This window comes from Prosthecobacter dejongeii (assembly GCF_014203045.1).
Classification (GTDB): Bacteria; Verrucomicrobiota; Verrucomicrobiia; order Verrucomicrobiales; family Verrucomicrobiaceae; genus Prosthecobacter; species Prosthecobacter dejongeii.
This window is the reverse complement of the sequence record NZ_JACHIF010000012.1, coordinates 137,551-162,565: the sequence shown is the minus strand read 5'-3', so window position 1 is coordinate 162,565 and position 25,015 is coordinate 137,551. Positions and strand designations below refer to the sequence as shown.

Genomic DNA, 25,015 nt, shown 5'->3' with positions numbered 1-25,015 from the left:
AGGCGTCGTAAAATAAGGGCTGTCTCGTTGCGACAGTGGGAAGCAAGAGCGCGGGCTGTGTTTGAAGACGAGAGATAGTCTGGTGCTGAACTAAAAAGACGGATCGCTGAAGTTAGGTTTTCGATCCTTGGATTTTAACTGGAGTTTTGCCTTAGATGCCACGATACGTTTTCCATGGTTATGACGATGGAGGCGCGGCTGAAGCGACTGCTGGAAGCAGTGGAGATCCTGAATCGAAGGGAGCAGCCGATGTTTCAGGATCGCGTCTTGCAGGCCTGTCGGCACCTGTTTCCAGAAAGCTTCAGCGGCTTTCAGCTTTGGGACCGTCTGACGGGCATCCACACAGGCGGAACGGATGTTCCTTATGATGAAAACAGTCTGCTGGAAAGGTTTCAACGGGTGGGGGAATTGGTGCCGTTGCAGCACCCCGGTTACCCGCTGATCATGGCGGGTGAGAAGGAGGTGTTAAGGCTTTCAGACCTGACCACTCAGCGTGAGTTTGCGAAGACGGAGTTGTTCGATGTCGGCTTTAAACCGGTGGATCTTCGGCATCAAGTGGCGCTGCCCATTTTGACCCCGCAGCACCTGGGGGGCGTCACGGTTAATAAAGGCGGAAGTCAGGATTTTTCGGCGGAAGATTTGGAACTGCTGGGGATTTTTTCTCGGCATCTGGTGCTGGCGCTCCAAAATGAGATGATCCTTCTTGAGGCCCAGAAGCAGCAGCCCAAGGTGGCGATGCTGGATCACCTGACGCTGCGTCGTGCGGGCCTGACAAAACGAGAAAGTGAGGTGTTCGTCTGGATGGCCGAGGGAAAACGAGATCGAGAAATCGCGACCATTCTAGGCGTCAGTTACCGGACGGTGACCAATCACGTGTACTCGATCCTACGAAAACTTGGCGTGGAGACGCGCACTGCGGCCGTTAGCGCTCTGTGTGAGCGCTAAAACAGGGCAAAAGTGGGGGTTGGAACGTTTTTTTCACAAAATAAATACTTTCTGTGTAACCCGCGCCTGTGAACACGGTATAAATACAAAATGAGTAATCCTACTCATGGGCAAAGCTCACCGAGCCACCGTTCTTTCATACCGTCCTGAAGGAGGTTGAGTTTTCCGGTTGCCAGTGTTTCACGGGCATGAAGCTGCCGAAAAAAGGCAGCCTTCCTTCGGGACGGCCTTTGGTTTTAGTCGCCGCTGGGTGCTTTCACCCCACAAGTTGCCGCTCTCGCATCTCGCCTAGCGTCCAGTCGTATTCTTTCACCAGTTGGTCCACGACATCACCCGTGCGCATTTCGCCGGGCAGGACTTCCCAGGTGTAGGTTTCCATCTCGATGTGCTGGCACTTCGTTGGGTTTTGGGACAGCCAGTCCATGGCTCCTTCGATGTGGTCGCGCGTGCTTTCAAAGCCATCCGTCGGCTGAGCGTGCAGGGGAATGTGGAAGTGGACGCGCCATTCGTCTCCCAGTTCCGCCGGATTCGTCTGGGCGAACTGGAGGGCATCTGGCAGGTCCTTGAAGCGGCGCAGCGGGGTGGTGGGGCCGTAGTCGGCGATGACTTGGTGGAAGTACACCGGCTCATCAAAAGCGCGCAGTTTGGTCACCATCTCGGGGGTGGGTTTCAGCTTCAGCGCGGAGCTGAAGTGCAGCTTGCTGAGGCGGATGCCGGCGCCGGTGATGCGGGAGAGCGCACGCTTGGGCGTCTCATACTCGATGGCGAGGTGGCAGGTGTCGTAGTTCAGGCCGATGAACTTGAAGAAGTCTTTGTCCTGCGGGTGGCGGTCGTAATAAAGACCGAAGAATTTCAACACCTCCCCACTGGTCTCGAAGAGCCCGAGGGGTTCCGGCTCAAAGCCGAGGTGGAGGTCATGCCCGGTAGCGGCAGAGACGGTCTCGATGTGCTCGCGGCAGAGGCGAACGTTTTCAAAAATGGCGCTGATCTCGTCCCCGCCGATGTTAAAGGTTTTGTGCGAACCAGGGAGGGTGCTGACGCTGCCGCTGGCCCCTGGGGGCAGGAGCTGAGCCAGGATGTCGAACAGGCGCTTGGTGTATTCCAGCCGATCTTTGGAGGTCCAGTCCGGCAGGAAGACCTGCTCCTTCACTCGCGTGCCGTGGAAGGAGCCGTAGGGGAAACCATTGATGGTGAAGACGTAGCAGTTGTTGGTGGCTAACCAGTCCTTAAATTCGGCAATCTTTCCTGGTGCCAGCAGCTCCAGCGATGCTTGGTGGCCCAGACGCAGGCCGATGCCATAGGGCTTGTCCGGACTTACGCGTTCTTTCACCCGCAGGGTGTAGTCACGCAGGGTGGTCCAGGTTTGGTCCCAGGTTTCGCCACGGTGGATGTTGGTGCAGTAGCCGAGATGGATGCCGTGGTTGAGAAGCATGATTTGGGGGGAGGGGCCGAGAAAAGAGGGAGAGTTTGCGGTGGTTTGCTGTTGTTTGCAATGGTTTGCGGTGGGGAGTGTGCGCAACGGCACTGTGCCCGGTGCAAAGGCTAGGTGAGGTTGATTCTGAGAGCGGTGCAGGCAGGAGTGCCTGCATCACCCTCACTCCAGCGTTACCTTCAGTGGCTGGGCGTAGCTTTCCCAGGCTGCCTCGATGGAGGCCGCTTCGGCGGGGCCATCCGTAATGAGAAAGCGGTACTTCGAGACATAAGGCTTCCCTGGCTCGATGGACCAGTCCCCATCTTGGGAAGGGGCGATGCAGAGCTGGGGGTTCTTGGGGTTCAGCCTCAGCGGCTGGGGAAAGCGGAAATTGCTGGGGTGTATGAGAATGGCCATGCCAGCGGCTTGCCCCTCCACCGCGCCACCCATGTGGACCCATTTGGCCTTGGTGGAGTCACCCTTTTTGCGGTCATCGCCATTGCTGGTGAGCATGGTCACTTGGTCCACGGGGTCCCACTGGGCATGGCCGCGCACGCCTAGGCCGCCGTAGTGATAGGTGGGTAGCTTCAGGGGCGAAATACCCGCACAAGTCTGGGTAGAAGTGAGATCCAGAATGAAAGCGGGCGAATCCCCGCTGGTGAGGGCGTAGGCGGTGGCTTCCCAGGTTTCATCCAACACGGCTTTTTCCTTCCCTGCGGGGCGGTCCACAAAGCGGTGATGGCTGATGAACCCCGCCTGAACGGGGCCGCCCCAGCTTTTCACCAGGGATTGAAACTGAACCTCAGCCGTGAGGGTGCCGTCAGGCCCCTTGCCCTGATTCCAGAAATCGGGATGGCCACCCTCAAATTCCGTCTTTGTCCACGCTATCCAGATGCCGCGGTGCCAGCGGTGGTCCGCCGGGTGGTTACCTGTGACAAGCTTGCCGTTAGGCGTAAAAACGGGATGCAGGTGCGCGCCATGCTTAAACACCTCTGAAACACCTTTCGGCACTGGCCCGGCCGCCATTTGGTAATCAAACACCGGGCGCTTTTTTCCCTCCTGAAGATGGGTGAAATGCAGTGCGTCACCCGCCTTCTCCACGGTAAGGCCAGAGGGCGCGACAGGTGGGCTGGACGGGGCTTCCTGAAAGCGAAGATTTTCCCCCGCGCCAATCTGTGGCACGATTATCACCGCCTGCCCCTCAGCATTCACTTGCAGTGTGGAAACGACGGTGCCGTCCCTGCCTGAAAGCGTGTGTTCTCCCTGCCATTCCTTCGGCGCGGTGAAGGTGACGATGGTGCGTTTCTGCGCACGGTCTCCGCCGTGGACGGTGATTTGGATGGGGGCGGCGGCTAAGGTGGTGAAGGCCAGGGAAAACGGCAGGAGCAGTTTCATCATGCAGGGCTAAACGCGGCCTCTAGCGCTTTCGTTCACGGGGTCTGATAGAGGAGGCGCACTCACCCTTGTGCCAGATTGGCCAGTTTTTCCTTCAACAGTTGGCGAGCACGGTAGAGGCGGGTCTCGACGGCTTTTTCAGAGCAATCCAAAATATCTGCCATCTGCCGATACCCCAGATCCTGATAGGTGAAGAGCACCAGGGCCTCGCGCAGCTCATTCGGCAGGCTGGCGATGGCACGCTGCACCTCGCGCGCCGTTTCAGCCTGGCTCAGGCTTTCGTCCGGGGCCTGGGTGGTGGCTGGCTGGTCCAGTCCACCCTCTGTCAGTGAATCCAGCGAGGCTGCCGGATGGCGTTTTTGCCAGCGCCAGTGATTGGCCAGCAGGTGACGGGCAATGCGGAAGAGGTAACTGGAAAACGCTGCCTGCGGGCGGTAGCGATGGCGATGCTGGTAGAGGCGCACAAAGGTCTCCTGCGCCAAGTCCCCGGCAGTCGTGTGGTCATGCGTCATGTGCCAGAGAAAGGCGGCGAGACGGTCCTGCCAGCGGGCCATGATCTCATTCAGCGCCAGGTCGTCACCCTTTGCCAGCCTCTGCATGGCCGCTGCGTCAGCGTCGGGCATCAGTCAGGTCTGCCAGCGGTTGAGGTGATGAATTGCAGGGTTTCGTGGTCGGCGGGCAGGTGAGGTAACATCTGCCGGACGTAGGCCTGTGCGGCCTGGGGATTCATGGCGGTGGCCACTTTTTTCAAATGCTGCAGTGCGGTCTGCTCGCAGCTTTTGACATGCAGCTCATGGGTCTGCGTGGTGGCAGCCCCGGGCCCGTGGGTTTGCTGGGCCAGACGTAGCTGCTTGCGTGCTTCTTGTAATTGGGAACACAGCCGGGCACATTCGGCGCGCTGCCCTTCATGCTGGGCACATTCACGGGCAAATTCCTCTTCACTGAGAGCGAGGGTCGTGCGCATCCAGGCCAGGCTGGCGCGGGTCTCGGGTATCGCCGTTGGCTGCTGAACAGGTGTCTCTTTTTGCACCCACCACATCGTCACGATCAGGACTGCGCAGGCACCCGTTAAAGCCACCGCGCGTGGCTGGAAGAGCCAGGCAATGGCTCGCTTCCAAACAGACATCCGCAGGCTTTGCCTCGCCTGGATCTCTTGCCACACATGGCTGGCAAAGGCTGGCGACAGACCCGGCGGGGTGGCCGCGCTGTTCAAGAGATGATCGAGCTGTGGATCTGTCATGGCTGAAAAGAAAACGCCCTCACCCCAGAGCGGGGAAAGGGCGGATGTGGATTCATAGAAGGGCCCTCACAGGCCGTCTCTTCACGCCAGCAGAACTCATGCCGGATCAGCGTGAAGTCGCAGGCAGTACGGCGATGACCTGACCCAGATGATCCAGGAGGATGGTGTTCTGGTTCGGGTTATGCGCCTGGCCCATGTTCACCCGGGTGGGGGCTGGGGCCGGTGGTGGGGATTTGACTGCCACCGGGCGGCTCTCTCCGGCGAGGGCGGTTCCCGAAAGCATGGACAGTGAGGTGACGGCGAGGGTCAGCAAAAGGTAGGATTTCACAATGGTTTTTTAGGTTGGTAGGGTTGGTGACAGGCAGCCGGGAGATGCCTGTCATCAGGGCCAACACCGCCGCGCCTCGAAACCCTTGAGAAAAGTGTCTTTTTCTTTTCCCTGCCTTCCTCCGCCCGTGTTCCTCCTTGCTGAAAGAGACGGTCTCCGAGATACGCTAAATCCTTCCTGTGATGCTCTTCCGTATTTTTTTGCTCCTCGTCGGCCTAGCCACCCTGGGCCATGCCGCGCCTTTGTTTGACCGCAGCAACCTCGCCGCCTGGTGCATCGTGCCTTTTGATGCTGGAAAACGGGGGCCGGAAGCACGTGCCGCCATGTTGGAGAAGATGGGCGTCAAAAAATTCGTCTATGACTACCGTGCGGAGCACATCCCGCAGTGGGATGAGGAACTCACAGCGCTCAAAAAACATCATGTCGAGCTCTTCGGCTGGTGGTTCCCTACCTCCTACAATGAGGAAGCGAAAAAGACGCTGGAGCTTTTCAAACGCCACGGTGTGAAACCCCAGCTTTGGGTGAATGGCAACGGCGGCCCCATCGAGGTGAAAGACGCGGCTGATCAGCAGGCCCGCATTGCTAAAGAGGTGGCGCGGCTGAAACCCATCTGTGAAGCCGCAGCACCCCTAGGCTGCCAGGTCGCACTCTACAATCATGGCAACTGGTACGGCGAGCCGGAGAATGCCATCGCCATCGTCGAGGCGCTCAAGGCTCAGGGTCTCAGCAATGCGGGCCTGGTTTACAATCTGCACCACGGCCACGGCCACCTGAATCGCCTGGAAAAAGTGCTGCCTCAGATGCTGCCGCACCTGCTCTGCCTGAACCTCAATGGCATGGATGTGGCGGGCGATGCCAAGGGCCGCAAGATCCTGCCCCTGGGTATGGGCACGGAAGATGTGCGCGTGCTGAAGATCATCGCTGCCAGTGGTTACAAGGGTGTCATCGGCATCCTCAATCACACCAACGAAGATGCTGAAGGTCGCCTGCTGGATAATCTGGATGGCCTGGCTTGGCTGCTGCCTCAGATCGCAGGCAAAGCGGCCAGTGAAAAGCCGAAATATCGTACCTGGAAAGAGACCTCCGCGACAACGCCTGAAGTGCAGGCCAAACTCATGATGATGGGCCAGAGTGTGCCGTCGTTGAGTCCTGACTTTGGTCAGGCCCTGAAAGGCAGCCTGCGCATCGAAGGGCAAGAAGCTTACCGCACCTTACCCCTCAGCATTGAGTGCCGGGCCAAGCTAAACAGCGCTAAGAACTTCAACATTTTGGTGGCGAATGACCCGAAAAGTTCTGCCACGCATTGGGAAATTTACAGCTACAAAGACAGCGGCGTTTTCAGCCTGTATCTGCCAGGTCGCGGCGGTGAATATCGGACGAAGGTCAACATCTGCGATGGCCAATGGCATGACCTTGTCGCCAGCATCGAAACGGATAAAGTGATGCTTTACGTGGACGGCAAACTGGCGCTGGAGAAGGACGTGCCCCCGCTCCAAGGCAGCACCCAACCAGGGGACTTGTCCTTTGGCGACCTCGTGGAAGGTGGTGTCGGCTGTGACGGCGTGCTGGATGATGCGCGCCTTTCCCGCGGCCCCATGAAACCGCGCAAAGGTGACCACCCGCGCCAGCGCATGGATAATACCCTCGGTCTCTGGAACTTCGATGATCTGGATAGCCTGCTCGAAGGCACGGTCGCAGCTCCGGCTCCTGCCGAGTTCAAACCCGACCGCAAACCTTTGCGCGAAGACGAATATGCTCACTGGCAGGCCGAGGTGAATCGTGAGCGTGTTTTCGATTACTACGCCAAACAGGCCGTGCAGTTCATGGGCAAACCCCTGCCAGATCTCCTGCCCGGGTTCCCTGGCCTGGATGGCGGCCAGCAGGGCCACTGGGGAAATCAAAACGATGCCGTCACTTGGAAGGATGGTCGCTTTGCTACGTCCGATTTGGGCTCCGTCTTTAGCACTGTTTTCAAGGGCGCAGGTGTCACCGTGAACAAAGGCGTCTGCGTGCGGCTGGGGGATCTCTCCGCGTGTTTTGATCCTGAGTCCTTCAGCTTCCCGATCTTGTGGAAAGGTGGCTTCATCAAGCTCAGCGATGCCCGCCACGGTTTCATGGGCGGCGGGGTGATGGACGGCAAGAAAGTGGATGTTGACCGGATCGCTTTCAAAGACACACCAGTTTACCGGGGGTTTTATCGTGTGGGTAGCCAGGTGGTTTTTGTGGGCCGTCCGAAACCAAATTCAGGAGAAAAACTTTTTGTTAATCTGGGGCCGAAGGGTATGGAAACTGCCAGTGCGGACCTTGTGCAAGAATGCCTCAAAGGCGGCCCCACTCAGTGGCCGAAGTGGATCGAAACCAAGGGCGTTATCGGTCAAGGTGAACCCTTCGCCACGGACACTCTAACGATCCCTTTTGAGAACCCCTACGGCACACTGTTCTTCATCAGTGGCCATGACTTTTTCAAGGATGGCACGGCGGCGATCAGCACCATGACGGGTGAGGTCTGGCTGGTGCGCGGCATTGATGAGAAGCTGGAAAAGCTGCGCTGGAAACGCTACGCCACGGGCCTGCACCAGCCCCTGGGAGTGAAGATCGTCAATGACAAACTTTACGTGTTAGGCCGCGACCAGATCACCTGCTTGCATGACCTCAATGACGATGACGAGGCTGACTTTTATGAGTGCATGACAAATGCTCAGGAGACCTCCCCCGGCGGGCATGATTACATCACGGGACTGGAAACCGATGCCGAAGGTCGTTTCATCACGGCCTCCGGCAATCAAGGCATCATCCGCATTGCCGATGCGAAAGTAAACGTGCTGGCCACGGGCTTCCGCAATCCGAATGGCATCGGCCTTTCGCCTGATGGTCGTTTCATCACCACAAGTGTGCAGGAGGGGGACTGGACCCCGGCGTCCTCCATCTGTCAGGTAGAGTTGGGCAAGAACGAAGGGGCCCATTTCGGCGCAGGAGGTCCTAAAAATGGCCAGCCTCCGGAGCCGCCTTTGATGTATCTACCGCGTGGGGAGGACAACTCGTCCGGCGGCCAGTGTTTCATCACGGGGCAGCCATGGTCGGCGCTCAAGGGAGAAGGCAACTTCGCCCACTTTTCCCCGGGCACGGGCACAGGCTGGTTGGTCATGCGCCAGCAGGTGGAGGGCCGCTGGCAGGGGGCCGCCGTGCGCATCGCTGGCAGTTTTGATTCCGGCTCGCAGACCGGGCGCTTCCGTTCCCTGGATGGCCAGCTTTACGTCACGGGCATGCAGGGCTGGGGCAGCTACACGCCGAAGGATGGCTGTTTCCAAAGAGTACGTTATACCGGTGGCAAGGTCGCCGTGCCGATTGGCTTTGAAGCCCACGACAATGGCGTGCGGATTCGTTTTGACCATGCCGTAGATGCCGCCATCGCAGCGAAGGCCAGCAACCACTTCGCCCAATGCTGGAACTACAATTACAGCGCCGCTTACGGCTCGCCTGAAATGTCCGTTCGTTATGCCGATACGGCAGGTCATGATCCCCTGGAAGTCCGCAGCGCCCAGGTGCTGGAAGGTGGCAAGACCCTGTTCCTTGAGATCCCCCAACTCGTCCCCGCCAGCATGATACATCTGCGGGTCGGCGTCAGTGGCGAACGTGCTCACGATGTCTTCCTCACCGCCCATGCCCTGGCCCCCGCGTTCACCGATTTTCCAGGTTATCAAAAGGTCGCCAAGACCTGGACAGCTCCGGTGAAAGGCGCTGCAAAGACCACGGCTAAACTCAACCCTTGGGCCAAAGGCGAACCGGGCCGCGAGATCATCGTGGATGCCGCTCTAGGTCTGCAATACGTGCAAAAGCAGCTCACCGCAAAAGCCGGTGAAAAGCTCACCCTCACCTTCAAAAATCCCGATGTGGTGCCGCACAACTGGCTACTCGCCAAACCCGGCTCTTTGCAGAAGCTTGGGGATCAGGTGAACCTCATGATCACCGACCCCAAAGGCCTCGCCAAACACTACGTGCCCGATTCCCAAGACGTCCTCGTTTATACCGACATGACGAACCCGAAAGAGCAGTTCACCATCCACTTTGAAGCTCCGAAAGAAAAAGGCGATTACCCCTACCTCTGCACCTTCCCCGGCCACTGGATGGTCATGAACGGCGTGTTGAAGGTGGAGTAAGCCGCCTAACTATTTTTGCAATCATGAAAAAACAGAAGCCTGTTTGCCTGTAGCAATCAGACAAGAGATGCTACACAGGTCATGAAAAAGCCACTTTCAGCACAAGGTCTAGATGTCCAAGATAGACGTTTCATCTTCAAACTGGCAGACATGGTAGCAGATTACATTGAGATGGATGAGACTCCAGACTCCATGAATCGGCTCAAGGCTTTGCCAGAGCATTGGCGCTATCTTTTGCCTCTGCTATGCTACTACAACGAAGTGAATAATGGCGGGCATCATCAATACTTGTGGAATTCACAAGGGGCATACCGAAGTCTGGTTGCTGAAGGCCTCAAATATTATCAAGCCGACCAATTTGAGAAAAATTACATTGAGGTCATGACTCTCTATAAACCCGGACTTTATGAGGTCTCTAATGGTGCCTCATGGGAGTCTTTTCAAGGGACCTATAAAGAGGACAGATATGACAGACAAGATTCTCTCTTTTTTAAGCTTTCTCCAAATCTTGCTGAACTCTTGGCGAAAGTGGTCAGGGAGAATCTTGAACTGTATCAGTGATGTTGCTGCAGCATTTTAATCAAATGGGATCTTTAATCCGAAGCGTTGCAAAAGCTTTGGCTAAGCTCATCACGTGATCAAGCTTCACAAGCAGTTGTAGTTCTTCATTTTCTTTAGCACTGAGGATGCCCGCTTTCTGTTTCGTGAGCAATTTAGTCAAGTGCCTTGCCGCCGAAAGCGATGGATGGAACCCCGCCAGCTTTTCCTTGCCAGCGGCCTCGGCGATGAATTTGGCGATTTCTTCGCAGGGTTTCATGAAATCAATCACTATGGTTTAAAGTAGATTGAAGCCCGGGCTTCGGATATCACTCCCACTGGCTGCCCTTGGTGCCCACGTAGGTCATGCTGAGGCCGATGACGATGTGGGCGAGGAGTACGAAAGCGGCGAGTTCAGGGGAGACGAGGGAGGTGTCGGTAACCTTTTTCACGGCGTCGTAAAAGGCGGTGTCGCTCATGCTGCGTAGGCTGCCGGACCAGGCCCAGAAAGCGGCGATGAAGGGATTGACCGCGCCCTCTAGCCAATCGGGCAACGTGAGCACCGCGCCGGAAAGCGGTAGTTGAAAACCGACGAGGTAGATGCTGAGGATGGTGGCTTTTTCCGGGCTACGACTCAGCGCGCTGATGCCCAGGCAGATGCTGGTCATGGCGGCGGAGGAAAGGACCAGCAGCACCAGTTTCACCAGCAAATCTCCAGGTAACCCGCCCACGATCATGTCCACAAACACCCCCATCCACACACTTTGGGCGAGGACAAAGACGCCGAGGAAAAGCACCTTGCTGATGAGGTAGGCCAGGGTGCTGAGGCCGCCTAACTTCTCGCGTTCCAAAATGAGGCGTTCGCCGGCGATTTCACGTGCAGCGTTGTTGCTGGCCATGAGGGTGACCAGCACGACCTGTAGCATGATGAGCCCGCTGACGATGCCGCCAGCCTGCAATTGGTCGAACTGATGCTGGGCCTGCCGCTGCATTTCATACACGATGTCTGTCTCCTGCCGCTGGTTGAGCTGCTTGAGCGGTTTGATGCCATCCAGGGCAAAGATGACGACTAACAAAGGAAAGCCGATGAGCATGGCCAGATGCAGTCCGACTTGGCCGCGATCTCGACGAAAGATGGTCCAGCGCCGATGCAGCAGGGTGAAGACTTGGCTGAACAGGCTGGGTAGTTCCTCGGGGGCCATGGGGTTGGGTTCCTCAGCGGATTCTTCCGCGTCGGTGTTTTCAGGGGTGGCCAGCTTCTCAGCCTTGCCTTCAAACAGCATGGACTCGTAATAGCTGCGCTTTTTCTGCCATGACTCATGCCACTCGACTGCATCGCGCTGGGTTAGGCGCAGGTACACATCTTCGGCATGTTCGACGGTGAAATAGTGGGTGAGGAGCTTCGGTGCCCCATGATAAACGAGGCGGCCTTGATACATCACCAGCACGCTATCAAAGGCCTCTAGGCTGGCGAGACTGTGGGTGACATTGATGACTAGCCGCCGCGGGTTTTGCCGGGCCAGTACTTTCAGGAGTTCGGTGATCTCCGTCTCGGATTTGGGGTCTAGACCGCTGGTGACTTCATCACAGAGTAGCAGGCAGGGATTCGTGACCAACTCCAGGGCGAGGCCCAGGCGGCGTTTTTGCCCCCCAGACAGCACTTTGACACGGCGGTCTGCTAGATCGGTGAGGCCCGTGACGGAGAGGATGTGATCTAGTTTAGGTTCAAAGTCATCCGTGCCGGGTAACTGAGTGCGAAGGGCCATGCTGCTGGCGATGCATTCCTCCACGGTAAGTAGATCATGGGCGACGCTGAATTGCGGCACGTAACCTAACTCCCCAGGGTGCAGATCTTCTTCCTCTTGCAGGTCGCGCCCTTCCCATTTGAGCTCCCCCTGGGATTGTTCCTGGATCCCGGCGATGACCTTCAGCAGCGTGGTTTTACCGCAGCCGGAGGGACCGACGATGGCCATGAGGTGGCCCTGGGGGACGCGGAGGTTCACCTCACGCAGGAGGTAGAGGCTGTCCTGCTCTGACCCCGGAGGGGCATCCACTTCAAGACCGACATTGAAAGCTTCCAGCATAAACGGTTGTTATACCGTCAAAGCTGAATGGCATGGCAAGATAAAGCGATGCTGCGCACGCATTTTTTTGTGTTCGGCCATCTTCTGGGCAGTTATGCATTCTGTATGAGCACCCGTTCCCGTCGTCGTTCTGGCAAAAGCCCACGCTGGCTCCTGGTCTTGGTCGCGTTGGCCATCGCTGGCATCGTGCTTGTGTTGCTGATGCCCATGCTGGTGATGAATTGGGTGCGAGGGTATCTTCAGGAAGAGGCCTTTCGCGGGCGGATGGAGCAACTCTTTGGCACCCAAATGCGCGGAGAAGTGAAGCTGGCCCCACTGCGCTGGACGGGGGATGAGGTGACTAGCACGGAGGCCGGTGTGACCACGGCGAATGGCTGGCAGGCCCAGCTGGATGGGCTGCATCTCACGCTGGACTGGAATGCCTTTCGCCAGGGGAAATGGCGCACGGTGGGGGCTGGGGTGGACAGTCTTAAGCTGGAGCGTCTGGCGGCCCCCGTGATTGCGTCGCCCCAGGCTGAGAGAGCGGTGGCGGGTGAAGACTGGACTGCAAGCAGCAGCATCCCTGCTTGGTTGCGTCGCTACTTGCCGGATGAAACGGAGATGGATGGACTGCAAGTCTCGCGCTTTTCTCTCCTGCATCCCGGGCCCTGGAATCTTCGCGATATGCATGTGCGGGTTGGCACCTGGCGGCAGGGAGAGACTTCGTTTCAGGCCACGGTGGAAGGCGGCTTGGTCGAAACGCCGATCCTGCTGCCTGCGCAGTTGGTACCGGTGAAGTTGAATCTCACGCGTGCTTCCGTGCGCATTAGCCGTGAAGACGTGCATTTAAAAGAGGCCACTTTGAAATGGTTGGATGCTGGGGAGGTCACAGCAAGGGGGCACCTGCGCCCTCAGGCAGGTACATGGGAAGCGACGGCGCATTTGAAAGGCATTCCGCTTCAGGAGTGCCTAACCGAAGATTGGAAAATTCGTTTGAGTGGAAATGTCGAGGGGGAGCTCAATGCGCTGGGTAGCACCGTTCTGACTCCCACGGTTAAAGGTCGTCTGAATCTTCGCGAAGGGGTGCTCACGGCGCTGCCCATCTTGGATCAATTGGCCGCATACACCGGGGTGGAGCGATTTAAGCGGTTGGTGCTGGACGAGGCCCGTGCTGAAGTGACAAGCACTGACAGCCGCAAGACCTTTGAAAAGATCCTCCTGAAATCGAATGGGCTGCTGCATCTGGAGGGGCAGCTCGTGGTGCAGGGAGAGCAGATCGAAGGAAACTTTTTGTTAGGAGTGACACCTGAGACGCTGAAGTGGATCCCAGGGGCTCAACAGCATGTTTTTACAGCGGCGAATCCCTCTGGTCCGGCAGGCATGCTGTGGACGCCCCTGCGCATCACTGGGACGTTGCAGGCCCCACGTGAAGACCTGACAGCACGGTTAGCCGCAGGCGCTGGCAAAGCGGTGCTGGATGTTCCTGGCCAGGTGGTCAATCAAGGCAGCGAGCTTTTGCTAACACCCGTTTTGGGGAAGGAAGCGGGAGCTCTCCCCAATGAAGTCCTACGAGGCGCGACGGATGCGACCGGCAAGGCCGTGGAAACTGGGGTGAAGCTGCTGGAAGGCATCGGGGGTGGCCTCTTGGGCAAATGATACCGCCCGTGCTTATCGTCACAGCACGACCCCAGTTTTGCCAACCCCTCAAACATAGGTCGGCAGCCAGGCTTCCATGGCTAAGCTGGCTGCGCCGAGGGCACCAGCATCGTCGCCTAACTGGGAGCGTACCAGTTTCAGAGGCACTTCATAGAGGGCGGGAGCTACCTGGATGGAGGCGAGCATGACCGCTTTGCAAAAGCGATCTCCCAGGGCCGTCAAGGGACCATGAAGGAGACAGAGCTTGGGGTCTAAAAGGAGCTGCACACAGCCCAGCACGCGGGCATAGTCTGCGGCTACTTCATCCCAATGAGTACTGGGATCATTGACTAGACTGGCCATGGCCGTGTGGAGGTCATCCGGCACGGGGGCCGTCTCACTCAGGCCCGCGAGGCGGCGGTAGCTCATGGGCGCACTCAGCCAGTGGTGCAACTCCCGCCGACTGCCATCACCACTCAGCGGCCAAGGCCACAGGCCGATCTCACCCGCTGCATGGTGAGCGCCATGGACGAGTTTCCCGGCTTGCACACAGGCGATGGCAAAGCCACTGCGAGGACCTACGATGATGTAGTCCTTCTCTTCCCGGTGCTCTCCAAACCAGCGTTCTGCGAGGGCGATGCTGCGTAGGTTATTCTCCACCTCGACCGGGACTTTAAATTTCTCAGTCAGCAGGCTCTTCAGGGGTACATTTTCCCAGCCGCGTACAAATGAGTAACGCAGGGAGATGCCTTCTTTAGAATTCACCAGTCCCGGGGCTCCGACTCCCACGCCGAGCAGGGGCCTGGATTGCCGGGTCTGCAACTGGGCGATGCTAGAAAGGATGCTGGCCTCGACTTCTGCCGCCGAAGGATTTGCGGGAAGAGGCACCTTTTCTCCAGATAAAATCTGGCCCGAAAAATCCAACCCGATGACTTGGATACGGTTGGCATTGAATTCGACACCGGCAAACCAGCCGGGCTCCTGCTTTACCATCAAGCGTCTCTTTGGGCGGCCCATGAAACCATGTTCCAGCCCGGATTCACTGAGGTGGCCTGTGGCGATGAGCTGATCCACATACAGCCCGACGGTGGAAGCGGAAATGCCCAAAGCCTTCGCCAGAGTGGTGCGCGAGGTGGCTCTTCCACTGCGGATGTGAAGGATGGTGGAAGCGTACAGTTGGCGGAGATCCGATGTTTTTTGGCGCATGACTGTCGGGGGGACTCAAGAAAAGCTTTAGATTCGCGGTTTGGAAATCCAAAGTGCTATTCACGTTCATTTACTGCGGAATCCAAGTATTTTACATCATTCCAACCACTCATTATCCAGTACGTCTGTATCCGTATCATCCTCATGGATGGCTTCATGAATGACGCGCTCGGTCATTTCATCCAGATAATTCTTTAGCACGGCACTGAGTTCTAGAAACTCTGGCCACAAGGTCTGGTCCACGAAGGTCACGGGCACCCTGACCATCACGGTGGTACGGCGCTGGCGAGCGTAGCGGTAGGGTTTCAGCGAATAGCGCCGCAGCAGGGCCACAAACAGTTTCTTGGACCAGTCATCCGTGAGCGTGAACTTGTATTCGATGGCGGCTTCTTTCTGCTTGGCCTCATTCAGACGTTTTTGGATGCGTGCCAGGGCATCCGCAGCGGCCATCTTTTCCCCTGCGGTCGCTGCACCTGCGTACAGTCGCTCGATCTTGCGAAGCTTTTCGAGCAAGTCTTTTTCTGACATGGTGCAGGGGGCGGGAGGCAGCCGTTACACCTCTAGCTGGATGCCTAGCTCACACACTTGGCGGGGCGGCAGGTCAAAGTAGCCCGTGGCAGGCCTGGACAGGCGGCTGAGGGTGACAAAGAGCCGTTTCCGCCAGCGGGCCATCTTGCCAGGGCCGTTCGTCAGCAGGATCTCCCGGCTTTGATAAAAGGTGATGCCCGCGCGCTTCAGCTTGGTCTTTTCGCTGAGGGCGTGACACAGGTCGTCAAAGACCTGGGGCGACTCGGCAAAGCCGTAACGCAAAACTACCCGGTAAAATTCGTCGCAGTGCTGCTCGATCTCGTGCCTCGTCTGGCCGCGCAGATGCGGGACGTCTTCGAATTTCACCGTGAGCAGCACCACCTGCTTATGCAGGGCTTTGTTATGCTTCAAATGATGCAGCAGGGCCAGGGGCAAGCCATCGGCACTGGCAGACATGAAAACAGCGGTACCAGGCACCCGAACGATGCGGTCCTTTTGAATCTCATCCACCAGGTGTTTCACGGGCAAGCGCCCGCGCTGCATGGCCTGGAAGAGGAAAGCACGCCCATCCATCCAGGTCTTCATGATCAGCCAAATGAACGCGGCGACCACCAGAGGGAACCAGGCTCCCTGCATGAATTTTACCAAACTGCCCGCGACGTAACCAAACTCGATGATCATGAAGACCATCACGGGAAGGAAGGCCTTCCAGAAGGGCCAATCCCAGATGCGCCGTGCGACGAAGAAGAACAAAATGCTGGTGAGCAGCATTTCTAAAGAGACCGAAAGCCCGTAAGCAGAAGCTAGAGCGCTGGAGGTTTTGAAACCGATCACCAATGCGATGCAGGCCACCATGAGCAAAAAGTTGACCTGTGGCATGTAAATCTGCCCGCGCACGTCGGGATTCGTGTGGACGATTTTCAGGCGAGGTAGGTAGCCCAATTGGACGGCCTGCTGGGTCAGCGAGAAGACCCCGGTAATCATGGCCTGGGAGGCGATGATGGTGGCAGCGGTGGCCAGGATGATCATGGGCACGAGCAATGCCTGCGGCACGAGATTGAAAAACGGATGCTCGACGGCATCCGGGTTATTCACCACCAGGGCCCCCTGGCCGAGGTAATTCAGGGTCAGGGCAGGCCAAACCAGGAGAAACCAGGACTGCTGAAGCGGCTTGTGACCAAAGTGGCCAATATCTGCATACAATGCCTCACAACCCGTGACGGCCAGCAGCACCATGCCCATGATGACGATGCCGTGATAACCGTGATGGATCAGATACATGAAACCCCAGTGGGGCGACAGGGCCTGGATCACTTCGGGATGCTCGAGAAACCGATACAGTCCTAGCCCCCCGAGGGCGAAGAACCAGACAATCATGATGGGACCAAAGGCGACGCCAATCTTATCCGTCCCGTGTTTTTGTACGACGAAAAGGCCCATAAGGATCGTCACGGCAATGGGGACCACCCATTGAGAAAGCCCGGGATTGATCTGTTTGAGACCTTCTACGGCAGAAAGCACCGAGATGGCCGGGGTGATCATGCCGTCCCCATAGAGAAGCGAAGCCCCAAACAGGACCACCAAGAGCACAAACGACATGCTTTTTGGAGAGAGGGCTTCCTTCTTGGACCGCAGCAGGGATAGCAGAGCAAACATGCCCCCTTCACCCTGGGCGGTGGCGTAACTCAGGAGGCTGAGGTACTTGACTGCCACCATGATGGTCAGGGACCAAAACATGAGGGAAATGGGCCCGTACACCATTTCGACGCCATGGATCGTGGGATCATAGCCTGCATGGTCCAAACATTCCCGCAGAGCATACAGCGGGCTGGTACCAATATCCCCAAAGACAACTCCCAGAGCCACCAGGGCGAGGGACCAGTTATTTGACGGTTTATGTTCGGACATTTGGATTCTCCGGAGCAGCCGGAGGCCTGAGGAATGAAGCCTTCAGAGGCTAACTAGCCGGGAACAGGATGGGGCGATGTTCCGAAAGGTTTCATTCAAATCAAGCAAAAGCGTGGAAGGCGACGGCAGAGCACTGGCAGACAATCCAGGGACCTGAAGCCGACTAACCGAGCGGTCGCAATAGACACAGACCCGCACTTCATTCAACTACCGTCTTTGCAGAGAAGGGGGCACTCCTTCGTCACCGTCCATGGATGATCCGGCGCGATTCCATGTTCTGAACGCTGCCCTGCTAGCCGGAGGCCCGTGCGGACGTTATTCTCTGCATCATGAGTTTGGAACGTGAGCTACACGCGGAATACGCCCGCTACTGCACCCGCCGCTGGTTCTTTAAAGAATGCGGGGTGGGCATGGCTGGCCTAGCGGCGGCGGATCTGCTGGCCCCACAGGCCACAGCGGCCCCCTCGGCGGTGAATCCCCTGCTGCCCAAGCGGGCTCATTACCCCGCCAAGGCCAAACGCGTGATTTACCTGTTCATGGGTGGAGCTCCGAGTCATTTGGAACTTTTCGACAATAAACCCGAGCTGGCGAAGTGGGATGGCAAGCTGCCCCCGGCGGATCTTTTAAAGGGTTACCGCGCTGCCTTCATCAATCCCAACAGCAAGCTCATGGGGTCGAAGTACGCCTTTGCCAAACATGGGCAGAGTGGGGCGGAGATCGGTGAGCTACTGCCCCATACTGCGAGGATGGCAGATGACCTCACCATCGTGAAGTCCATGAAGACGGATGCGTTTAACCACGCCCCAGCGCAGATCCTCATGAGCACCGGCGCGCAGATCTTTGGGCGGCCCAGCTTTGGGGCCTGGACCCTGTATGGACTGGGGACGGAGAACCAGGACCTGCCAGGGTATGTGGTGCTGCAGAGTGGGCAGAAAGGCCCCAGCGGCGGCATGTCGAATTTTGGCTGCGGTTTCCTGCCCACCATGTACCAGGGTGTGCCCTTCCGCAGCAGTGGCGAGCCCGTGCTATACCTCAGCAATCCGAAAGGCGTCAGTGAGGCCACGCAGCGCAACACGCTGGATGTTTTAAAGCAGATGAACGAGGAGCGGCTGGGGGTGATGGGAGATCCAGAGATCGCCTCTCGCATCAATAGCTTTGAGCTTGCCTACCGCATGCAAAAAACCGCCCCGGAGGTGATGGACATCAGCCAAGAGCCGCAGCACATCCTGGACATGTATGGGGCCAAGCCAGGGGAGGCCAGCTTTGCTAACAACTGTTTGTTAGCGCGGCGGTTGATCGAGAGTGGCGTGCGTTTTGTGCAGCTCTTTCATGAGGCTTGGGATCATCATGGCGGCCTAACCAAAGGTCTGAAAGAGCAGTGCGGGCTCACGGATCAACCCTGCGCGGCCCTGGTGCAGGACCTCAAGCAGCGCGGCCTGCTGGAGGATACGATTGTGATCTGGGGCGGTGAATTTGGTCGCACACCGATGGTGCAGGGGGGCAGCGATGGGCGAGATCATCACCCGAATGCCTTCACCATGTGGTTTGCCGGCGGTGGCATGAAACCGGGTCTGACCCTGGGCGCCACGGATGAATTTGGCTTCAATGTGACGGAGGACCCGGTGCATGTGCATGACCTGCATGCCACGCTGCTGCACCTGCTGGGTTTTGAGCACACGAAGCTGGCGGTGAAGTTCCAGGGCCTGGACATGCGGCTGACGAATGTACATGGGGAATTGGTGCCGAAGTTGCTGGCGTGATGCTCAGTCGCAGCTTCATTCCTCCTATGATCACCCTCCTCAGCGGCACGAACCGTCCCGGCAGCAATACACACCTCGTCACGACGCTGATTGAGCGCATGTACTTCCAGTTAGGCGTGCCCTGTCAGGTACTGGATCTGGCGGATCTACCGCCCGAGATCTTTCTGCCTTCCTCGTATGCGGAAAAGCCAGCCGCTTTCGCGCCGTTTGCGGAGGCTATTTTAGGCAGTGATGGGGTGGTTATCGTCACCCCTGAATACAACGGCAGCTTCCCTGGAGTGCTGAAGTACTTCATCGATATGCTGCCCTTTCCCGCCAGTTTTGAAAATCGTCCCGTCTGTTTCGTCGGCCTCGCTGCTGGCATGTGGGGCGCCCTGCGCTCCGTGGAGCAGCTCCAGCACATTCTCGGTTATCGGAACGCGCATTTGTTCCCGAGTCGGGTTTTTATCCCTGGGGTGGGGCAGGTCCTCAAAGAGGGACAGATCCAGGATGCGGAGCTGGTGGAGCGGCTGCGCAAACAGGCCGTGGGCTTCACAGACTTTGTGAGGCGGCTGAAAGCGTGAGGCTAGGTTAGCGATTGCGCTTCTGCAGGTCTTCGCTGGCTTGGTCCAGCACCCGTCGTTCATCCGGTGTCAGGCTGTGCATGCCTTCGCGGCTGATTTTTTCCAGGATGTCATCCACCGCAGGGCTGTGCTTTTTCACCTTGGGTGCGGCTGGCGCTGGGCTGACTTTGCCACCGCTGCTGCGCGCAGGATTCGGGGCATTGCGGGAGGCTGGAGGCGTGGCCTTGAAGGTGGGGATTTTAGGCAGGGTCAGCGCCCCTTGCTCATAGCGGACGTAAGCGATAGCGCTGCCGATTTGCCCGGTCAGGATGAGCAGGCCTATCCAGTCCTGAGAGGCGATGGTGGTCAGCATGGAGATGCCGACAAAAATAGCCGCCAGGACCCACACCTCCACGGTGAAGAAGATCATGGAAAGCTGCACACGTGGATACAGGGTGGCGAAGGCGATAAACACGCCGAACTCCCACTCCCGCATGCCCATGCAGCCCCGGGAGGGTGCGCCCAAGAGGCCGACCAAAGTGATCAGCAAGGGGGTGATGAGGAGCAGGAGGATGAGCAGCCGCACAAAGCTGGTGCGGCCCAGGTGGCGTTCCACCGCTTCGCCAAAGCGCCAAAGCATGAAACAGCCGACCAGCAGCCAGAGGTTCGGCGGATTCACCAACAAGTAGGTGAAGGGTGCCCAGAGGTGCAGGCGCTGCCAGTCACTGAAGGTGAAGATCAGCGCATCCAGAGACCCAGGGGCCATGCCCATGAGGAGGCTGGTGAGGATCATGCTGGCCACACCGCCTAGGGCGAGGAAGGCCGAGAGATAGACCGGGTTTCCCTTCCACCAGGTGAGGGGGAGGTGGTCTTTGGATTCAGGCAACCAGGACATGGGGGATAAGCTGGATGTTTTTTTCGATTCTGCGAAGACAAAGATCAACGCACAGACCGCTCTGGGTTACAAACACGCATCTGCCTTGGAATACCATAGAAGGGGAACCTCGTCGTTCCTTTGATACTGCTCCATTGGGAGACCTTAACATAGATACATCCACCATGATCACACATATTCAGTACTTCGGTTGCGATGCCCGTCCCGAGTGGGATGAAAAACTTCAGGCTTTGTTCATGGAAGCACGTCAGCACAAAGCTGTGTCCGACGCCTCCGCCCGTGTGGAAGAGCCCCAGAATGCCCCGTATCGCTATCGGATTACCGTGACTTTGAAAGCCCCCGGCCCAGACATCCAGGCCCACGGGGATGGTTACACTTTTGACGAAGCCTTGATCGGCGTGCGCGCAGGCGTCCGCCAGGTGCTCAAACGCCACGCGGAAAAAGCGGCCCAGCAAACGGGCGCTGCGCGTGGTGTGAAGGCCGCCCACCGTGGCTAAACGCACGGTGATTGAAGTCTTCGTTTCTTTATCAACCCTGGCAATCCGCGCGATGCGGATTGCCAGTTTTGTTTTAGAGTGGCTCGTTCTGCCTTACCTGCCCAGAGCCTTGCGGATCACGGGCTCAAAGATATCGGCCTGGCGCATGAAACCCAGGTCGCTGGCGTGGGAGGCATCCGTGGCGCCTTCGGTATCGTCGCCGTAAAGGCTGTCGCCGGGGATGTAGTGCAGGTTCTTCACGCCTTCTTTTTGCAGCGTCTCATAGGCGGCCTTCAGCGCGGCGTGGTTATCCGTGTGGAATTGCTTCTTAGCGGGGGTGATCCAGTCATTGGTGAAACGGCGATCTTCCACCAGGATGATCGGCGTTTCAGGCTTGGCTGCGCGCAGTTGTTTCACCAGCGGAATGCATTTCTCGGTGACCTGCGCAGGCTGCATGTTGGGCAGGCAATCAATCACGTACACAGCGGCGTCGAGCTGCACCAGGTAATCGCCCACGGCGGTATCCATGCGGCCATTGCCGGAGAATCCCAAGTTCACCACCGGCATGTCCAAACGGCGGCCCAAGATGCCCGTGTGCACCATGCCGGGGCGGCTGGCACAGGCCCCATGGGTGATGCTGGTGCCGTAAAAGACCACGGGCTTGGCTGAGCGCGGGGCCAGTCCTTCGAACTTGCTGCCTTTCGCCACGCCGATGCTCAGGGACTCGATGCCATTGTACAGCGGCAGGTAGGCCGCGTATTCGCGCTGGCCAGGGGCCAGGCCCTTGATGATCTCCGCCTTCACTTCCTGGGCGGCGGGTTTCGTCACCTGCACCCACTTCCACTTGCCGCCGTCTTTTTCATCGCGGGCATACAGGTCCACCCCGCTGACGCCCGTGGCAGGCATGTGTGGCATGCCGATGCCCGGCTTGCTCAGTTTGTAGTGCACACTGATGGCCTCGGCATTCGTCTTGAAGCGCACCATCATGCCCGCACTGTCGCGGCTCAGATTCCACACCGCCGACGTCACCTTGCCCTCGGCACTGGCAGGCAGGCGATCAAACCAGCGCAACCGCTTCTGCTCCGGCAGGATGCGCCCTTCCACCCCCCAGGCCGTCACATCATGCCACTCCAGATTGTCCTCCGCCTTCTTGTTGACCCCCATCGCCGGATCCAGCTTGGAAACATCCGGTGTCTTGGTCGGCGCTTTCTGGGCATGAGAAAGGCCGCTCAGGGCCAGCAAAAGAGCAAAAGGAAGAAGACGCATGGGATGGGAAGGGGAAGTGGGCAGAGTTTTTTGCGTGAGTTGGCCGTGGTTGGTCAAATGGCAGCAAGATGACGTGGCGAAGCGGGGCAGTATTGCAGGGGAAATGAAGGGGGGTGGGGTTGTTCTCGGGCCGCTTTCAGTATGAGGGAAATAGGAAAACAAGATTCTGGCAAAGGCACGTTATTAGGACAATCAAAGAACGGCAGCCGTTGCCGCTGGGGTAGAGCCCACTGGATCTTCAGCCTGAGTGAAGCCGGAGAGCCCGGCCAGCCTCCGCACCGTACTACCTTTAGCACCGAGTTCTGCAAATGCCGCAACTGCACTGGCACTCACGCCCTCCTGTGGACCCTGGACACGTCCACCACGCCGCTGACGCTGGGGTGTGAGTCCAACGAACATCAGGACGCGATGCTGGTGCATATCCGGGATGGAATCTCCCGAGCCACCGAGTTGGCGGAGGTCACGTCCGTATTGCCCGCCACCGTTTCCCGAATGGAAGCCGCCTTGGTCAAAACTTGCCACATCACTATTCAGAATCGTCGGTGCTGGCCTGTCTGAGCTGCACCTAGAGATTAGGGGCCAGCCCATCCTATCAATTTCGTTTTTCCCTCTTGTTCCTGGGAAACGAGATACGAAGCAGAAAAGGGAGAATTTTGTCAACCATAGGGTTGAGCAAGTAATGAGAAAGGGTATCTGCCATGAAGTTTTCCTGAACCTTCCTCGACACCTAAGGCTCGGCAACTGTCACTATTAGACAGCGGAGGACAATATGGCTGTTAACCGTCTGCTTGCCCTTGAGTATGATCGAAGGATGTTAAGTCCTTAAGTTCATGGGTTGTCTTAATTCGTCCATTTCTGAATGTAACCGTTGTTTTCAATATAGTGGCAATGCAATCTTTGTTATAAAACTCTTTCGACAGATTGAATGCCTGCTCAGGAGTTAGCGTGTCACTGATTTTGCCGCTGATTTTGTAGCCGTCTTTATCAACAAAATCAAACTTCCATGATTCAAGTAAGGCACCACGAAATACTCCAATAATCTGGATATTTTCTTCATTTGTGAAAGTGCCTGCAACACGTCTAAATGCTTCAGACGCTTGGTGGGGATTCATTTCACAACGAGAATCGCCGCTTTCAAGCTTCAACCCTGCCTTGCCTTTTTCGATAACATCCAAAAAATTCTTCAACCCAACGATCACACGCGGGCCTGTTTGATCAAGTTCTGAAGCAAAGTCTTCATCACTCGTAGATGCTGCGATCACAAGCTTTGTTATGTGAGTCAACGTGTCTGCAAGTTGTTCTTCTTCAAACATTTCATCGCTTTCAGCTCTGACCAATTCCATTCCGAAAGACCCGCGAGGTAGGGATGTTAAAAGCAGTCGAGAATTGGCTTCACCGAATCGTGATCCACGAGTGCCTACCACCCCATGCCAACGGTCCGCGTAGTCAGCCATGACCATGCTTTGAAACGGCTCTAGAACCCTGCCCGCAAATCGAGCATCGATGCCAAGCGATCCTTGAACAGGACCACCTGAGAAGAGCAAAAGAGCGCGTGCTTCTTTTGTCCCTAGAGGTAGTGCCTCAATGCGCTCTTTCAGCTCAGAAATTTTCTCTGCAAAGCCTGCAGCCATGAAATCATGATCTTTCACCAGCGAATACATGCGCTCTGCATCCAGCAACTGTGACTTGAGCTGATCTCTCTGTGAGCGAACGGTCATGGGTGTATTCCTTTCAAAAGGGTTAACGCGGCAGCATCGTCTAAAGCTGTATCAACCTCGAGTTTGAGCATGCCTTTCCAGACGCCAGTGCGGTTATGGGAAAACAATTGCGACCAGTAGCGGGTCTGCTCCACGGTTACTTTTGGATGGTAGCCTGCATCAACCGAGTAATGGTCCAGCTTAAAAGATGCTTTGGCTAACACAGGTTTATAAGCTTCGGGAAAGGAACCAAAGAGTTTTTGTTGAAATGCACGATCATATCCCCAGTAAAATGTGACGACGTCTAAATCTCTAGGCGGACGTTTTTGAATGGCCTCAATATCTTCCAAGAAACTACCGTCTAGCCACTGAAAGGCGTTTATGAGGCCCTCTTGGCGAAGGCGATTGCGAAATTGAAGCAGCCCATTGAGAATGGCGCATCGATCAGTGGATGTGGCAAATCGTTTGACCAAATCCACGGTGGTGCATGGATAAGGCGAAACATCCAACGCAACGGTTGGATCTCCTAAGTGGGGTGGAATCACTCCGTTGTGATCGAAAGCCGGAATAGGCATGAGGTTTAAAGAGTTAAACTTCAATACCACAAACAATTTAAGCGAAGCCAACATATATTTAAATTATTTCAATATGTTCATTAGAACATGTTTGTCAAATTGAGGTGGTATTACCAGCAGGCGTAAAATATGTTTTTGGTTTTCGCTCTAGACACTTAATTCATCTTGTCTCGTTTCTCGTTTCCCAGGTAAAGGCGCGAAACGAGAAACAGCAGATTTAATATTCTGTGGCCAGGAAAGAGAGACGGACAGGCGAAATGAACCGGATGACGGACTGGTCAGCACGAGTCAGCTCTTCTCGTTGTTGCGCGGCCTATGGAAACGCAACCAACAACGAGATTTTGCTCGCGCAGTCCCGATCATCCTCCTCGTCTGTGTGGCCATTCATAACATACGTCATATTTGACGTACGTTTGTTGGGACGTATGTCAGTCGGTAGCCAACATTCAGT

General features: G+C 56.9%; 22 protein-coding genes. 7 read left to right on the top strand and 15 right to left on the bottom strand.

Going from position 1 to position 25,015, the window contains the following annotated elements; translation table 11 throughout:
- The first annotated feature begins 174 nt into the window (after positions 1-174).
- On the top strand, positions 175-945 hold the full coding sequence (locus tag HNQ64_RS22195) for a helix-turn-helix transcriptional regulator (RefSeq protein ID WP_184212842.1): 771 nt from the start codon (positions 175-177) through the stop codon (positions 943-945).
- Positions 946-1,201: 256 nt separating this feature from the next.
- On the opposite strand, the gene eboE is transcribed toward HNQ64_RS22195, so the two are convergent.
- The 5 genes from eboE to HNQ64_RS22170 all read right to left on the bottom strand — a co-directional run bounded on the left by eboE (position 1,202) and on the right by HNQ64_RS22170 (position 5,319).
- Positions 1,202-2,377, bottom strand: a complete 1,176-nt coding sequence (gene eboE, locus HNQ64_RS22190; protein WP_184212841.1) for a metabolite traffic protein EboE — start codon at positions 2,375-2,377, stop codon at positions 1,202-1,204.
- 162 nt (positions 2,378-2,539) lie between these two features.
- Positions 2,540-3,754: a DUF6807 domain-containing protein gene (locus tag HNQ64_RS22185; RefSeq protein WP_184212840.1), complete on the bottom strand. Its 1,215-nt coding sequence runs from the start codon at positions 3,752-3,754 to the stop codon at positions 2,540-2,542.
- Positions 3,755-3,813: 59 nt separating this feature from the next.
- Entirely contained in the window at positions 3,814-4,374 is a 561-nt protein-coding gene (locus HNQ64_RS22180; protein WP_184212839.1) for an RNA polymerase sigma factor, read from the bottom strand.
- The gene (locus HNQ64_RS22175) at positions 4,374-4,991 is read right to left on the bottom strand and encodes a hypothetical protein (RefSeq protein ID WP_184212838.1); all 618 of its coding nucleotides are present in this window, start codon (positions 4,989-4,991) and stop codon (positions 4,374-4,376) included. The genes HNQ64_RS22180 and HNQ64_RS22175 overlap by 1 nt, the downstream gene beginning before the upstream one ends.
- Before the next feature lie 106 nt (positions 4,992-5,097).
- Entirely contained in the window at positions 5,098-5,319 is a 222-nt protein-coding gene (locus HNQ64_RS22170) for a hypothetical protein (RefSeq protein ID WP_184212837.1), read from the bottom strand.
- A 182-nt stretch (positions 5,320-5,501) separates the two neighbouring features.
- Between HNQ64_RS22170 and HNQ64_RS22165 the strand changes: the two genes are divergently transcribed.
- On the top strand, positions 5,502-9,476 hold the full coding sequence (locus HNQ64_RS22165) for a LamG-like jellyroll fold domain-containing protein (RefSeq protein WP_184212836.1): 3,975 nt from the start codon (positions 5,502-5,504) through the stop codon (positions 9,474-9,476).
- Positions 9,477-9,557: 81 nt separating this feature from the next.
- Positions 9,558-10,037, top strand: a complete 480-nt coding sequence (locus tag HNQ64_RS22160; protein WP_184212835.1) for a DMP19 family protein — start codon at positions 9,558-9,560, stop codon at positions 10,035-10,037.
- A 19-nt stretch (positions 10,038-10,056) separates the two neighbouring features.
- On the opposite strand, the gene HNQ64_RS22155 is transcribed toward HNQ64_RS22160, so the two are convergent.
- Together HNQ64_RS22155 and HNQ64_RS22150 are read right to left on the bottom strand one after the other, a co-directional pair.
- Positions 10,057-10,293 carry a hypothetical protein gene (locus tag HNQ64_RS22155; protein ID WP_184212834.1) on the bottom strand — a complete coding sequence of 79 codons (237 nt, stop codon included), beginning with the start codon at positions 10,291-10,293 and terminating at the stop codon, positions 10,057-10,059.
- A 49-nt stretch (positions 10,294-10,342) separates the two neighbouring features.
- Positions 10,343-12,097, bottom strand: coding sequence for an ATP-binding cassette domain-containing protein (locus HNQ64_RS22150; protein ID WP_184212833.1), 1,755 nt, complete (start codon positions 12,095-12,097; stop codon positions 10,343-10,345).
- A 105-nt stretch (positions 12,098-12,202) separates the two neighbouring features.
- On the opposite strand from HNQ64_RS22150, the gene HNQ64_RS22145 reads away from it, so the two are divergent.
- A complete protein-coding gene (locus HNQ64_RS22145; RefSeq protein ID WP_184212832.1) occupies positions 12,203-13,732 on the top strand; it encodes a translocation/assembly module TamB domain-containing protein in 1,530 nt (509 codons plus the stop codon).
- Positions 13,733-13,780: 48 nt separating this feature from the next.
- Here HNQ64_RS22145 and HNQ64_RS22140 read toward each other — a convergent pair whose 3' ends face one another.
- The 3 genes from HNQ64_RS22140 to HNQ64_RS22130 all read right to left on the bottom strand — a co-directional run bounded on the left by HNQ64_RS22140 (position 13,781) and on the right by HNQ64_RS22130 (position 17,353).
- Entirely contained in the window at positions 13,781-14,917 is a 1,137-nt protein-coding gene (locus tag HNQ64_RS22140; RefSeq protein ID WP_184212831.1) for an ROK family protein, read from the bottom strand.
- 96 nt (positions 14,918-15,013) lie between these two features.
- On the bottom strand, positions 15,014-15,445 hold the full coding sequence (locus HNQ64_RS22135; RefSeq protein ID WP_184212830.1) for a hypothetical protein: 432 nt from the start codon (positions 15,443-15,445) through the stop codon (positions 15,014-15,016).
- A 24-nt stretch (positions 15,446-15,469) separates the two neighbouring features.
- The gene (locus tag HNQ64_RS22130) at positions 15,470-17,353 is read right to left on the bottom strand and encodes a potassium transporter Kup (RefSeq protein ID WP_184212829.1); all 1,884 of its coding nucleotides are present in this window, start codon (positions 17,351-17,353) and stop codon (positions 15,470-15,472) included.
- Positions 17,354-17,682: 329 nt separating this feature from the next.
- Between HNQ64_RS22130 and HNQ64_RS22125 the strand changes: the two genes are divergently transcribed.
- Both HNQ64_RS22125 and HNQ64_RS22120 read left to right on the top strand, forming a co-directional pair.
- Positions 17,683-19,113 (top strand): DUF1501 domain-containing protein, encoded by a 1,431-nt coding sequence (locus HNQ64_RS22125; RefSeq protein ID WP_184212828.1) that lies wholly within the window; start codon positions 17,683-17,685, stop codon positions 19,111-19,113.
- Between the two features lie 26 nt (positions 19,114-19,139).
- Positions 19,140-19,676: an NADPH-dependent FMN reductase gene (locus HNQ64_RS22120; protein WP_184212827.1), complete on the top strand. Its 537-nt coding sequence runs from the start codon at positions 19,140-19,142 to the stop codon at positions 19,674-19,676.
- 7 nt (positions 19,677-19,683) lie between these two features.
- Here the strand turns inward: HNQ64_RS22120 and HNQ64_RS22115 are convergent, their stop codons facing one another.
- Positions 19,684-20,550: a rhomboid family intramembrane serine protease gene (locus HNQ64_RS22115; protein ID WP_184212826.1), complete on the bottom strand. Its 867-nt coding sequence runs from the start codon at positions 20,548-20,550 to the stop codon at positions 19,684-19,686.
- 164 nt (positions 20,551-20,714) lie between these two features.
- Between HNQ64_RS22115 and HNQ64_RS22110 the strand changes: the two genes are divergently transcribed.
- Entirely contained in the window at positions 20,715-21,047 is a 333-nt protein-coding gene (locus HNQ64_RS22110; RefSeq protein ID WP_184212825.1) for a hypothetical protein, read from the top strand.
- A 93-nt stretch (positions 21,048-21,140) separates the two neighbouring features.
- Here HNQ64_RS22110 and HNQ64_RS22105 read toward each other — a convergent pair whose 3' ends face one another.
- From HNQ64_RS22105 to HNQ64_RS22090, 4 genes are all read right to left on the bottom strand, one after another.
- Positions 21,141-22,292 carry an SGNH/GDSL hydrolase family protein gene (locus HNQ64_RS22105; protein WP_184212824.1) on the bottom strand — a complete coding sequence of 384 codons (1,152 nt, stop codon included), beginning with the start codon at positions 22,290-22,292 and terminating at the stop codon, positions 21,141-21,143.
- 192 nt (positions 22,293-22,484) lie between these two features.
- Positions 22,485-22,814, bottom strand: a complete 330-nt coding sequence (locus tag HNQ64_RS22100) for a hypothetical protein (protein ID WP_184212823.1) — start codon at positions 22,812-22,814, stop codon at positions 22,485-22,487.
- Positions 22,815-23,068: 254 nt separating this feature from the next.
- Positions 23,069-24,010, bottom strand: a complete 942-nt coding sequence (locus tag HNQ64_RS22095) for a hypothetical protein (protein ID WP_184212822.1) — start codon at positions 24,008-24,010, stop codon at positions 23,069-23,071.
- Complete coding sequence (locus HNQ64_RS22090) at positions 24,007-24,564, bottom strand: DUF6932 family protein (RefSeq protein WP_184212821.1); 558 nt, start codon at positions 24,562-24,564, stop codon at positions 24,007-24,009. Before HNQ64_RS22090 ends, HNQ64_RS22095 begins: the two co-directional genes overlap by 4 nt.
- Positions 24,565-25,015: the final 451 nt, after the last annotated feature.

Bases quoted from the DNA above. Each gene is read 5' to 3' on its own strand.
- HNQ64_RS22135 (WP_184212830.1), bottom strand. From the start codon at position 15,445: ATGTCAGAAAAAGACTTGCTCGAAAAGCTTCGCAAGATCGAGCGACTG.
- HNQ64_RS22130 (WP_184212829.1), bottom strand. From the start codon at position 17,353: ATGTCCGAACATAAACCGTCAAATAACTGGTCCCTCGCCCTGGTGGCT.
- HNQ64_RS22110 (WP_184212825.1), top strand. From the start codon at position 20,715: ATGATCACACATATTCAGTACTTCGGTTGCGATGCCCGTCCCGAGTGG.
- HNQ64_RS22095 (WP_184212822.1), bottom strand. From the start codon at position 24,010: ATGACCGTTCGCTCACAGAGAGATCAGCTCAAGTCACAGTTGCTGGAT.
- HNQ64_RS22115 (WP_184212826.1), bottom strand. From the start codon at position 20,550: ATGTCCTGGTTGCCTGAATCCAAAGACCACCTCCCCCTCACCTGGTGG.
- HNQ64_RS22175 (WP_184212838.1), bottom strand. From the start codon at position 4,991: ATGACAGATCCACAGCTCGATCATCTCTTGAACAGCGCGGCCACCCCG.
- HNQ64_RS22195 (WP_184212842.1), top strand. From the start codon at position 175: ATGGTTATGACGATGGAGGCGCGGCTGAAGCGACTGCTGGAAGCAGTG.
- HNQ64_RS22185 (WP_184212840.1), bottom strand. From the start codon at position 3,754: ATGATGAAACTGCTCCTGCCGTTTTCCCTGGCCTTCACCACCTTAGCC.
- HNQ64_RS22145 (WP_184212832.1), top strand. From the start codon at position 12,203: ATGAGCACCCGTTCCCGTCGTCGTTCTGGCAAAAGCCCACGCTGGCTC.
- HNQ64_RS22125 (WP_184212828.1), top strand. From the start codon at position 17,683: ATGAGTTTGGAACGTGAGCTACACGCGGAATACGCCCGCTACTGCACC.
- HNQ64_RS22090 (WP_184212821.1), bottom strand. From the start codon at position 24,564: ATGCCTATTCCGGCTTTCGATCACAACGGAGTGATTCCACCCCACTTA.
- HNQ64_RS22140 (WP_184212831.1), bottom strand. From the start codon at position 14,917: ATGCGCCAAAAAACATCGGATCTCCGCCAACTGTACGCTTCCACCATC.
- HNQ64_RS22155 (WP_184212834.1), bottom strand. From the start codon at position 10,293: ATGAAACCCTGCGAAGAAATCGCCAAATTCATCGCCGAGGCCGCTGGC.
- HNQ64_RS22105 (WP_184212824.1), bottom strand. From the start codon at position 22,292: ATGCGTCTTCTTCCTTTTGCTCTTTTGCTGGCCCTGAGCGGCCTTTCT.
- HNQ64_RS22120 (WP_184212827.1), top strand. From the start codon at position 19,140: ATGATCACCCTCCTCAGCGGCACGAACCGTCCCGGCAGCAATACACAC.
- HNQ64_RS22165 (WP_184212836.1), top strand. From the start codon at position 5,502: ATGCTCTTCCGTATTTTTTTGCTCCTCGTCGGCCTAGCCACCCTGGGC.
- eboE (WP_184212841.1), bottom strand. From the start codon at position 2,377: ATGCTTCTCAACCACGGCATCCATCTCGGCTACTGCACCAACATCCAC.
- HNQ64_RS22180 (WP_184212839.1), bottom strand. From the start codon at position 4,374: ATGCCCGACGCTGACGCAGCGGCCATGCAGAGGCTGGCAAAGGGTGAC.
- HNQ64_RS22150 (WP_184212833.1), bottom strand. From the start codon at position 12,097: ATGCTGGAAGCTTTCAATGTCGGTCTTGAAGTGGATGCCCCTCCGGGG.
- HNQ64_RS22160 (WP_184212835.1), top strand. From the start codon at position 9,558: ATGAAAAAGCCACTTTCAGCACAAGGTCTAGATGTCCAAGATAGACGT.